At 47.2% G+C, this 12242-nt stretch carries 7 protein-coding genes and 2 tRNA genes; 3 read left to right on the top strand and 6 right to left on the bottom strand.

Features of this window, described 5'->3' with window-relative positions; translation table 11 throughout:
• Positions 1–19: 19 nt before the first annotated feature.
• Positions 20–1378, top strand: a complete 1359-nt coding sequence (locus ACZLMD_RS02635) for a sensor histidine kinase (protein ID WP_482523000.1) — start codon at positions 20–22, stop codon at positions 1376–1378.
• Between the two features lie 55 nt (positions 1379–1433).
• Here the strand turns inward: ACZLMD_RS02635 and hisC are convergent, their stop codons facing one another.
• The 4 genes from hisC to ACZLMD_RS02615 all read right to left on the bottom strand — a co-directional run bounded on the left by hisC (position 1434) and on the right by ACZLMD_RS02615 (position 4952).
• The gene (hisC, locus tag ACZLMD_RS02630; RefSeq protein ID WP_489495083.1) at positions 1434–2501 is read right to left on the bottom strand and encodes a histidinol-phosphate transaminase; all 1068 of its coding nucleotides are present in this window, start codon (positions 2499–2501) and stop codon (positions 1434–1436) included.
• A 129-nt stretch (positions 2502–2630) separates the two neighbouring features.
• Positions 2631–3821 carry a pyridoxal phosphate-dependent aminotransferase gene (locus ACZLMD_RS02625; RefSeq protein ID WP_455056369.1) on the bottom strand — a complete coding sequence of 397 codons (1191 nt, stop codon included), beginning with the start codon at positions 3819–3821 and terminating at the stop codon, positions 2631–2633.
• Positions 3822–4015: 194 nt separating this feature from the next.
• A tRNA-Lys gene (locus ACZLMD_RS02620) sits at positions 4016–4088 on the bottom strand.
• Positions 4089–4184: 96 nt separating this feature from the next.
• Positions 4185–4952 (bottom strand): CAP domain-containing protein, encoded by a 768-nt coding sequence (locus ACZLMD_RS02615; protein ID WP_489495082.1) that lies wholly within the window; start codon positions 4950–4952, stop codon positions 4185–4187.
• 240 nt (positions 4953–5192) lie between these two features.
• On the opposite strand from ACZLMD_RS02615, the gene ACZLMD_RS02610 reads away from it, so the two are divergent.
• Together ACZLMD_RS02610 and ACZLMD_RS02605 are read left to right on the top strand one after the other, a co-directional pair.
• Positions 5193–5265 (top strand) — tRNA-Lys (locus ACZLMD_RS02610).
• Positions 5266–5440: 175 nt separating this feature from the next.
• The gene (locus tag ACZLMD_RS02605; protein WP_489495081.1) at positions 5441–7243 is read left to right on the top strand and encodes a glycoside hydrolase family 25 protein; all 1803 of its coding nucleotides are present in this window, start codon (positions 5441–5443) and stop codon (positions 7241–7243) included.
• A gap of 167 nt (positions 7244–7410) precedes the next feature.
• Here the strand turns inward: ACZLMD_RS02605 and glgB are convergent, their stop codons facing one another.
• The gene (glgB, locus tag ACZLMD_RS02600; protein ID WP_489495080.1) at positions 7411–9648 is read right to left on the bottom strand and encodes a 1,4-alpha-glucan branching protein GlgB; all 2238 of its coding nucleotides are present in this window, start codon (positions 9646–9648) and stop codon (positions 7411–7413) included.
• A 239-nt stretch (positions 9649–9887) separates the two neighbouring features.
• Positions 9888–12206, bottom strand: a complete 2319-nt coding sequence (locus ACZLMD_RS02595) for a cellulase family glycosylhydrolase (protein WP_489495079.1) — start codon at positions 12204–12206, stop codon at positions 9888–9890.
• Positions 12207–12242 lie beyond the last annotated feature (36 nt).

Here is a 12242-nt window from a genome sequence, read left to right as displayed (position 1 = left end):
CTGCAGAAGGGAGGTAGTTATGCTTTTATTGATACGTCTTCTGGTGGGATACTTTCTCCAGAGCTTCCCCTTCGGACTGCTCTGCATCTACGCCTTCCGGGATCATTACCGTTTTCGCAGCAGACAGACCTATCTGATTCTGAGTGGCGGAACCCTGCTGCTTAGCACAATCTTTTCTACTCTATGCATACTCCTGTACAAATATTCGATCATTCCACAGAAGGATCTCTTTTTCGCTGCCAATCTGCTTTTTATGGCAACAATGATCCCCTGTCTTTTGATGTATATTTATCTGACTCGCGGTATCTTCTCCAAGAAGCTGTTTGTTTTTCTGTTTGCGCTGACCGCAGCATTTGTTATAAATTCATTTAACAACATCATCTGCTCCCATCTTTCCAGACACATGACGGCGGACGGGCTGCCTTACGACAATGTCTCAATCCCGATGATCCTTTTGTGTACGCTGTTGTTTATCCCGCCGCTGTTATTTCTCCTGCACCACAAATTTATTCCGCTTTGCGATTTTCTGGATCCAAAAGAATACCGCCAGCTCTGTCAGCTCGCACTTGTTCTCTTTCTGATACTGATATTTGAATTTTTCCCGATGTCTGACGGAAGAATTTACAACCGGACCATCCTGTATCTTTACATCGCTTTGATCCTGTGTACGTTTATGATCTATTTTATATTCTTTCAGATTTTCGCCAGAGAGAAGAAGCGGTTTGAAGCGCAGAAGCAGCTGGAGGAGACAACCCGCCAGCTCGAGCTGCAGCAGACGTATTATCAGAATATGATCAAAAATACCGAAGAAACAAGACGGATGCGGCACGATTTCCGCCAGCACCTCATCGTTCTGCAGGGCTATGCAATGGCCGGAAACACACAGGGACTCGTCGAATATCTGTCCGACCACATCCGTCAGATCGACCATCTTGCCACTCCGTCGTATTCCAATCTTCCGGTCGTGAACATGCTCCTGCATCATTACCGCCGGCTTTGTCAGGAAAATGAGATCCGGATGGACATTTCCGCCACACCGATTCCATCCACCGGTCTCTCCGATTCGGAGCTTGCCACGCTGCTCGGCAATCTTCTGGAAAATGCCTATACCGCAGCAGACCACGCCCTGCCCGGCAACCGAAGCATTACGGTCCGCCTTGCTGTTCACGGCAACATGCTTGTCATCACGATCGACAACGGCTTTGACGGAAATGTCAACAAAAAAAGAGACCATTACCTGTCGACAAAAGTGTCTCATACAGGTTATGGTCTCCGCAGTATTCGTCATATCTGCGATACACACGGTGGAAACTGCAGCTTTTCGCATGATACGGACTGCTTTCACTCCTCTGCCGTGATCGCCATTGATCCGGATTAACCGCCGTTACGGTAAGACATTTTTACGTTCCTCGTATCGCTTTAAACAGCCTCTTTTACTTGCCGGCATTTGCTACGATCTTCTCTGTCTCCTCAATAAAACGCTCCATCTCTTCTCTCGTACCGATGGAGATCCGGAGATAATTGTCGATCCGTTTCTGGCTGAAATGACGCACGAAGATATGTTTTTCTCTGAGCGCATCAAAGATTTGAACAGCCGGTACGCTCTCATGAGCGGCAAAGATAAAGTTCGTCTGGGAATCCCGGAACGAAAATCCAAGACGTTTCAACTGCTCCTTCGTCCACTCTCTCGTCTCGATCACCTTTGCAACAGTGTCCTGAAAATAGGTCTCATCCTCGAGCGCTGCCACACCGAGTGCCACGGAAAGTCTCGTCATCGGATAGCTGTTGTAGGAATAGCGGACATCATTCATTGCTTTGATCAGCTCCGGATTACCCATCGCATATCCGATACGCATGCCGGCAAGCGCACGCGACTTGGAGTAGGTCTGCACGATCAGTACATTGTCGTATTCCTTCGTCAGCTCCAGCGCAGAGCTTTCGCTAAAGTCCGCATATGCCTCATCAATGATGACCACCACATCACGGTTATGCTCGATGACATCACGCAGAAAATCCATATTCTGCAGCACACCGGTCGGTGCATTCGGATTGGCAATGACAACACCACCGTTTTCTTTATAATAATCCTCCCGGATCAGATCAAAATGCTCATCCAGCGCCGGTCTCTCATACGGAATCTGAAACAGCTCTGCCCACACATCGTAGAATGAATAAGTAATGTCCGGGAAAAGAACCGGCTTCTTTGAATTGAAAAATGTCATAAATGCGATTGCAAGCACATCATCGGAACCGACTCCCAAAAAGACCTGATCACTTGCAAGGCCATATCTTTTCGCAAGGGCGTCTGCCAGAAGCTGTGAATTCGGATCCGGATAGAGACGCAGACTGTCACAGTCAAAGCTTTTGAGTACCCCAACCACCTTTGGTGATGGCGGGTACGGATTCTCATTGGTATTTAACTTGATCATGTCCGGCAGGTTCGGCTGCTCTCCCGGCACATACGGTTCAATTGTCCTTAAATTATCTCTCCATGTACTCATTGGTCGTCCTCATTTCTGTCTGATATCGTTGTTATTTGTAATTCCTATGCACCACTTTATAATTATTCTTTGTGCACTGTTTTGTAATTTTTTCTTTTGTTCGTAATTATCTGTGCACTGTTGCCGGCTTTATTCGTTCTCATAGCTCTTTGCAAGCTTCTCGAAGGCAGGCAGTGACCGCTTGATCATCTCCGGATCCACACAGTAAGCGATACGGATATAGCCCGGACACATAAAGGAGCTGCCCGGCACAACCAGCAGATTGTATTCCTTTGCTCTTGCCACAAATGCACTGTCATCCTCCTCGAGTGTCTTCACCCACAGATAAAAAGCACCCTCCGGCTTTACAACCTCATAGCCGTACTGCGTCAGTGCATTAAGCAGCATTTTACGGTTTCTGTCATACGCAGCCACATCGGTCTGCTCGTCCAGGCATTTTGCAACAGCAAGCTGCATCAGAGACGGCGCATTGACAAAGCCCAGAATACGGTTTGCTACATTGGCGGCGCAGATCACATTTTCAAAATCATCGACTTCATCCGGGATCACCAGATAACCGATACGCTCACCCGGCAGGGATAAGGATTTGCTGTAGGAATAGCCGACGATCGTATTATCATAATATTTCGTCAGATATGGCACCTCCACACCATCGTACGCAAGCTCACGATACGGCTCATCTGCGATCAGATAAATGGCTGTGCCGTATTCTTTCTGCTTCTTCTCCATAACGGCTGCCAGCGCACGGATCGTCTCCTCGCTGTAGACAACACCGGTCGGGTTGTTCGGATTGTTGATGATAACCGCCTTTGTCTTCGGTGTGATCTTTGTCTCAAACTCCGCAACATTCGGCTGAAACTCCGGTGGATTCGGAGCAACTACAACCATTTTGCCGTCAAAGTTGGCAACGTAATTGTTGTATTCTCCGAAATACGGTGCGAATGCGATGACCTCATCCTCCGGGTCAAGGAGTGTTTTGAGGACAACGTTCAGTCCTCCGGCTGCACCAACAGTCATAAGAATGTTCTTCTCTCCAAAGGATGTCCCGAAGCGTTTATTCAGTGAGGACGCAATGGCTTCGCGCACTGTCTCGTAACCGGAATTGTTCATATATCCATGCACATAACATGGAGATTCCTGCTCCAGAATCTCACAGATTGCATTCTTGACCGCAGCCGGCGGTTCCACACTCGGATTTCCCAGGCTGAAATCGTATACGTTCTCTGCGCCGTATTGGGCAGCCATCTTCTTTCCTTCCTCAAACATCGCTCTTGTAACCGAGCTTCCTTCCACATACTTGATCATTTTCTGTGCGATCATGCCAGACCCTCCATTTCGTATTATGCAATACCATACTGTAAATATCCGGAGTATCCCTGCTGCTCTCCGGTTATGTTCAATTTACTCCATTAAGTATAGCACTCACTCTTCTTATATGCAAAATGTTTTGTAAGTGGAGGAATATACGAATATACAAAAAAAGCACCTGATAATTATCAGATGCTTCAAAGTAGTGCGCGATCAGGGGTTCGAACCCTGGACACCCTGATTAAGAGTCAGGTGCTCTGCCAGCTGAGCTAATCGCGCTCATGTCGCTGTGCTCTCGCAAGCGACTTTGCTATAATAACAGATTATTTTATAAAATGCAACCCCTTTTTTGAAATTTTTTTATTTTTTCAAAAATCAGTTGGTAAAAATCTGTGACCAGTAGTATTTCTCCCCCTTTGTGGTGCTGTAATATCCAAGCCCCATATAAGCATAATCGGTCGACATGATCTGTGCACGGTGTCCGGCATCTGCCATCCACTTCTCCACAACATCCTTCGGCGTCTTGCAGCCGGAGGCAATATTCTCTCCTGCAGATTCGTATACGATCTTCTCATCAGTCAGAACGCTGCAGCCGTTTCTTCCATCCGGACGGTTCGGAGAATTCTGTGTCACAAGCTCCTTCGCACGGATACAGGCAGCCTTGTCGAGTGCTGTGCTCGCCTTAAGTGGTGCCAGCTCCTCCCTGGCGCGTTCTTCATTCACAAGCTTTAATACCTGTGCCGCATACTTGTCTGCCGTTGTCACGGCAACATACTTGCCAATCTTTACCACGGAGGAATACTTTCCGGTAACGATCCGGGAACCGGAGGTCTTATAGGCACGAACCTTTACATAATATACTTTATTTTTCTTTAATTTGCTCATTTTAAATGAGGTTGTGCGTGTTGCACCGATCTGGGAATACTTTCCTTTCTTCTTAGTGGAAAGAAACACCTGATAACCGGTCACTCCAGACATCTTCTTCATGGTAAGCTCCGCCGTGGTCCCGGTGCGCCTGCTTACCGATACACCGGCACGTCCTAGTGCATGTGTCCTCTGAACCGACTGCCACTGCAGCATACTGACACAGCATAATATCGCCAGTACACCACAAAATCTCCTTTTGAATGTTATTTTATTCATAAAAATATTCCATCCCTTTCTCCTCCCGCAGGCTTTAAACCGCAGGCATCAATCGTCATAAAACCTTACTTCTGTAACGACTTTTCAATTTGTCCCAGTATACCACGATTTCATGGTGTTGCAAAGTATCCTCCGGATTTCTTCAAGAAAATTTCACATTTTTTTTAATTTTTTTGTAAAAAAGGGTTGCATTTTGTCGGCGGGTTGTATATAATGAATTCGTTGTCGCAAAGACGATGAGCGCGATTAGCTCAGCTGGCAGAGCACCTGACTCTTAATCAGGGTGTCCAGGGTTCGAACCCCTGATCGCGCATTGAAGGTCCTAATTTGATAGAAGTCTATCGGGTTGGGGCTTTTTTTCTACCTAATTTTATGACTGAATATCATATCGCGGATTGTATTATATTATGCAAACAATCACATTTTTGACAAACAATCACATTACACTAACCATATTGGCACAGGGCATTTACATATAGGAGGTATTTATGAGAAAACATTTTGTGATCAGTACACTGTTAAGTGTATCTATGGTCCTTTCGTCACTATCCTGCATACCGGGACGCACTGCTTTGGCTGCAGAGCAGACACAGGGGGGATTTGCTGAGGCTGTTTCACAGACGGCTGCACCGCAGGCGCTTCCTGCCGATCAGAACGATCCCGGCTACGAGCGTCTTACCGGTCAGTATGAACCTGCCGCCGAGGAGAATATTTCCGGCGCAGACTCTGCTGTTTCCACATTCTCAGCGGATGCGCAGGGATCCGGAGGATTTCTTTCCGTGAATCCCGCCACCTCCGGTCTGAAGGGCTACAGCTCTTCCGTGAGTGCATACACCGGCAAGACCTACACACATGCATCCAATTTTGACGGCATGAGTATCTACAACGGTATCGATGTTTCCTATCATCAGGGCACGATCAACTGGAGCAATGTGAAAGCTGCCGGCATTGATTTCGCAATTCTGCGTCTGGGCTACCGCGGTTACTCCAACGGCTCTCTCGTCACCGATTCCAAATTTACTACATATATTAAGGATGCAGCCGCAGCAGGCATTCCTCTCGGCGTATATTTCTGGACCGAGGCGATCAATGTCGATGAGGCAGTCGCCGAGGCACAGTATGTCGTATCGACACTCGCTCCTTATAAATCATCGATCACCATGCCTGTCGTGATCGACTGGGAGTTAAACAGCAACAGCCGTCACGGCGGTCTTCCGAGAACTACCAATACCGCAATCTGTTCCGCTTTCTGCGATTATGTCAAGCAGAGCGGCTACACACCGATGATCTACGCAAATGTCAGCGACCTGAATAACAATCTGGACGGCGAGGCACTGGGACAGAAATACGAGATCTGGGTTGCCCGTTACAACAACATTGTGAACAATGCCACCGCTCAGTTCTACGGCAATTACAGTATGTGGCAGTACGCCAGCTCCGGTTCTGTGGACGGGATCTCCGGCAATGTCGATATGAATTTCTGGTATACGACCGGAAGCCCTTCCTCACCGGTCTTTTCCCATGGTGCAACACCGGGAGCAATTGCCACAGCCACACCGGCTCCGACTGCGGATGATGTGGACAGCCTCGACAAAGTCACAGACTTTTCGGCAAAACCTGCCGCCAAGAAGCTTACTCTCAGCTGGAATGATGTAGAGGACGCCGATGGATATCAGATTTACCGCAAGAACACCTACAACGGCTCCTTCAAAAAGGTAAAGCAGATCAATGACCCCGACGTAACGACCTGGACCAACAGCGGTCTTTCCAAAAATCACGAATATTATTATAAGATCCGGGCATTTCATAAGAACTCGGACGGCACGGTCTACTCCGGTTATACGACACTGACGGCTGCCACGAAGTCTTCCAGCCAGTCCGGCATTGTAAAGAAAAGCTTTATCCTATACAAAAAACCGGTCAAAACCGCTGCAAAGCTGATGACACTTAAAAAAGGAATGCCTGTCGAATATGTCGGCGTAACCTACCGCAGTGATGGCAGCAAGTTCCATCATTTCCGTTATCACACATCGACAAAAGTGTATAACGGCTATGCAAAGGCAAAGTCCGGTCTGACCTATTACACGCAGGGCTGTACCACAGCAAAACTCAATCTGCGCAAGACAGCCGGCACAACCGGCAAACTGATCACCAGCATTCCGAAGAACACGTTTGTACCATTGCTTGGCACGAAAAAGGTCAAGGGAACAACCTGGTATAAGATATGCTTCTCCATCAGGAAAAACACGGTGACAACCGGATATGTTTCCGGTAATTATATTCGCAAATAAAACTTCCATTCAAAAACAGACAAGCTTCTCTGAGAGGAAAAGCTTGTCTGTTTTATTTATGGTATATGAAAATGCTCGTAATGTAGTGTTAAGTCAACGAGAATTGCGAAGCAATTCCTGGAGGACAAAACGCCGGTTCTGCCCTTTTTATGACATCATGCTACGGATTATTTATTCTCTTTGTAATCGTACTCATAGATCGTCACGGAAAGTGGCGGAAGCGTCATCCGAATCGAATAATTCCTGCCATCACACGGCTCCTCCTTCGCTGTAAGCACCTTCGGATTGACAATACCGGTTCCGCCGAATCTCTCCTCATCGGAAGATAAGATCTCCTTGTAGGTTCCCGGACACGGAACGCCGAACAGCATATCCTCTCTTGTCACCGGCGTGAAGTTACACAGGAACAAAAGCTGCTTCTTAGCAGTGGATCCGCGGCGCACAAAGCTGACCACGCTCATGTCTGCATTCTCGCAGCTCATCCACTCGAAGCCGATCGGATCAAAGTCATTCGCATAAAGTGCATCGTACTCCTGATACAGCTTATTCAACGCCTTCACATAGTCCTGCATCTGGTGATTGCGTTCCTCACCCAGCAGATTCCAGTCAAGACTTCTCGCCTCACTCCACTCACGGAACTGCGCAAACTCCTGTCCCATGAACAAAAGCTTCTTGCCCGGATGACCATACATAAAACCGTATGCCGTACGCAGATTGGCAAACTTTGCATCCAGCTCTCCCGGCATCTTATTGATCATCGATCCCTTGCCATGCACAACCTCATCATGCGAAAGCACCTGAATGAAATTCTCACTGTATGCGTACTGCAGGCTGAAGGTCAGTCTGCCGTGGTTTGGTCCACGGAACAGCGGATCCATATGCATATACTCAAGGAAATCATTCATCCAGCCCATGTTCCACTTAAACAGGAAGCCAAGACCACCCATCTGTGCCGGAGAGGTTACTCCCGCCCATGCGGTAGACTCCTCTGCAATGATCATCGTACCTGGTTCTTCCTTCTCAACAACCTGATTCATATGCTGCAGCAAATGGATCGCATCAAAGTTCTCATTGCCGCCCTTCTCATTTGGCAGCCACTCGCCGTCATTCTTGCCATAATCCAGATACAGCATGGATGCCACCGCATCCACACGAAGTCCGTCCACATGGAACTTCTTCAGCCAGAATAGTCCATTGGCAAGCAGGAAGTTCTCCACTTCCTTCTTCTTGTAGTTAAAGATCAGTGTGCCCCAGTGAGGATGCTCACCACGACGCTTATCCGGATGCTCATAAAGTGCCTGACCGTCAAACTGTGCCAGACCGTGTGCATCTTTCGGAAAATGTGCCGGCACCCAGTCAAGGATAACACTGATGCCCTGACTGTGCATATAATCAACAAAATACATGAAATCCTCCGGCGAACCATAACGGCGCGTCGGTGCATAATATCCGGTCACCTGATAGCCCCAGGAGCCGTCAAACGGATGCTCCGCAATACCCATCAGCTCAATGTGGGTATATCCCATCTCCTTCACATAAGCAGCAAGCTCTACTGCAAGCTCTCTGTAATTATAAAATCCGTCCTCGGTACCATCGTCTTTCTTACGCCAGGAACCCGGATGCACCTCGTAGATCGCGATCGGCTCCTTACGGCGGCTGTCTCTCGTCTCCTTGCGGCGGCTGGTCATCCACTTGCGGTCTGTCCAGCGGAAGCCCCGCAGATCCGCAACAACAGATGCATTATCCGGACGCATCTCTGCACAATTTGCATAAGGATCCGCCTTCATAAGTATCTCATCATTCCGGGTAAGGATCTGATATTTGTATACCGCCCATGGCTCCACCCCCGGGATAAACAGCTCATAAACACCGGATACCTCCAACGTACGCATCGGATGCAGTCTGCCATCCCACATATTAAAGTTACCGACCACACTGACGGCTCTCGCATGAGGCGCCCAGACTGCAAAATATGTACCCTTAACACCATTGATCTCCATCGGGTGAGCACCCAGCTTATCAAAGATCTGGTAGTGCTTGCCCTCTGCAAACAAATAAAGATCCAGGCTGGAAAGCTGTGGTGCAAAGCAATAAGGATCTGCAGTCACTACCACGTCATCCTCACCGTACTTGATATTCAGAAGATATGGTGCCTTAAGCTTCTTGCGGTTCTCGACATATTTCCCAAAAAATCCGCTGCCCGGCTCCACCTCTTCCAGCTCGGTCGGATGGTTTCCGCGCATATCTGTCACGGTAACTGCTTTCGCCTCCGGACGATACACGGTAAATACCTGTCCCTTGCCAAAATCGTGAAGTCCCAGTATATTGTGAGGGGCATTATGTCTGCCCTCCAGTAATTCGTCATACTCCACCCAATTGATCCACTGATCTAACTTCTCCTGCATAGTCTCCTCCAATCATCCTATATAATTATAATGTATTGAAAACCCCATTTCTTTCGCAGTGCGAATATATCGCATAATAACGAAAACCTCCTACACAATCGCATAGAAGGTTCCTGTAAAAGCATGTGTTATTATTATAATTGATTGACTGAATTTCGTCAATGAATAAGACAGAGTTCCCAGCATGAACTCTGTCCCATTCTGTGCAAATCTATTTCATTTTATAAGGAAGAAAACAACTAGTTATTGTATTTAAATTCGGTTCCATCTGCATTGTATGCACCGTCACAGATCTCGATCTTGACATAGGATGCACCGGTATAAGTATTGGTGGTGATCCACAGCCATGGATAATTTCCCTTGAGATTTTCTGCATCCAGCTTCACATACTTGCCAACCCAGATCTGATTGTTATTCTGATCATAATCAACATCAAACTTTGCAGCACCGTCCTCTGTCTCTATATATCCTACCTGAAGATCAGCGCCCTTACTTGCATCGTTGTCCGCAGGATAGATCCGGACACAAGGCTCCTCGATCTGACTCCAGTCTACATTCAGATGAATGTTCCAGTACTCTTTGTTAATGATCGCCTGCAGCTTATCGGTCGGATTGCCATCCGCATCGGTAATGCTTGTGGTGTAACCGATTCCATGGTAAACAGGATCAAAGATATCTCCTCTCTCTTTTGCGATGATCTTTGCCTCCGGATCACCGGTGTGGCGCATGAACTCGCCTTCCCATGTGTAAAGAACCTTAGGATTCTCATTTTCAACAGTTGGCACTACGGAAATTCCTGTATTTACTAATTTAGCACTCTTCGGAAGCTCAGGCACCTTATTGCCTGTTATTTCTGCGAAAAGCTCTCCGACATCACCGTATGCGAAGTAGCCTCTCTTACGCTCGTAATAATGACCCTCGTCCCACATTACCGGGCAATAACCGCTTGCCAGGCACTGCTTAAATAACTCTCTTGTAAAATCAATCACATTGTCTTTATAACCCTTAACGCAGCCACACTCACCAATGATCACGCCGTAGCCCTGATCCGTGAACTTCTTCAGACGAGCCAATGAACCGGTCATGTACTCGTAGTCCTCTTTGGTGCCCCATGTGTCACGATAACCCCAAGTGGTTGTAGAAGTTGCAGAGATACAGTAGTCTGTCGGATCATAGTAGTGAACCGATACGCTTAACTTATTGTTACCATTCTCTTCTGTATCCTTTGGCATCCGGTAGCGATCATCCATCGTACCGTCTGTCTCATAGTAATCACTCTTATAACCCCCGATCACGCAGGACTCATTTCCTGTACCGGGGATCAGCAAATGACGATATGCGTTGTTGCCGCCTGTGCTTCTTACAATATCAACGAATGTCTGGTTGATCTGATTAACAAGCTGATAGATTGCATTACCATCCTTAGGAAGCTTGCCGGTCTGGTTTGACTGACCTTTCTCCGGATGCTGATAATCATCGTTCAGACGACCGCTGAGCTCCTCGTTTGCTCCCTCGAAGATCAGATGATCGGAATATTCTTTATAACGGTTTGCAATCTGTGTCCAGAAAGCTTTGTATTTCTTCCATGCCTGATCACGGATCGGTGTATCCTTGGCATCGATCTCCTCAGCACCAAACATTCCCCACCATCCGCCATCCCAATGGATGTTGATGATAACATACATCTCATCATTTAATGCATAGTTGATGATCTGCTCTACACGTTTAAACAGATCCTCGTTGATAGTATAATTACCATCGGTTGACATGAAGTTGGACCATGCTACCGGCACACGAACTGTGTTGACACCATATGCCTTAAGTCCATCGAAAGTCTTCTGTGTTGCCATTGGGTTACCGGCACTTGTCTCACACTCCTTGAGTGTTGTCCAGTTGCCCATGCAGTTAGACTGCTCCATCTGGTTACCCAGATTCCATCCAAGGGACATTACAGGCATCAGATCCTGAGAAGAAAGCTCTTTTCTCATAAGACCGTTATCCTTTGTAGTAATTCCGTTTGCTGACTGATGCTCTTCGCCAACATTGGACATTTTCAAAAGCTCTGCCTTATCCTTCGGCAGCTCCGGTGTTGGTGCTACGGTTGGTGCAGGTGCTACAGTAGCTGTCGCTGCAGGTGCTTTTGTTGCGATCGCGCCATTACTTGCTGTTGCTGCAGGTGTTGGTACATTCTTTTTCTTTGCCTTCACTGTCACCTTAGCGGTCAGCTTCTTAGTAACCTTTTTCTTCTTATTCTTATAAGTTACCTTGCAGGTAATCTTAGCAGTTCCCTTTTTCACTGCCTTCACCTTGCCGTTTTTCACAGTTGCTACTTTCTTGTTACTGGTTGACCATTTTAATTTTGCCTTAGCCGGCTTATTCTTAACGGTCAGCTTCTTGCTCTGTCCCACGGTCAGCTTCAAAGAAGTCTTGTTCAACGTGATCTTCTTTTTTGCCTTTGTCTTTGCAGCGGATGCCAGATTGGTAACACCATTCATCGTGAATACCATGGCAGTTGCCAGAAGCAGAGCGGTAAACTTGTTGAAACATCTACGTTTCATAATCATTTCCTCCTTTTCCATGTGTAACTGTGTATT

The organism is Jutongia sp. (genome assembly GCF_057878315.1).
Note: the sequence above shows the minus strand (reverse complement) of the source record. Positions and strands in the feature narration are given on the sequence as shown.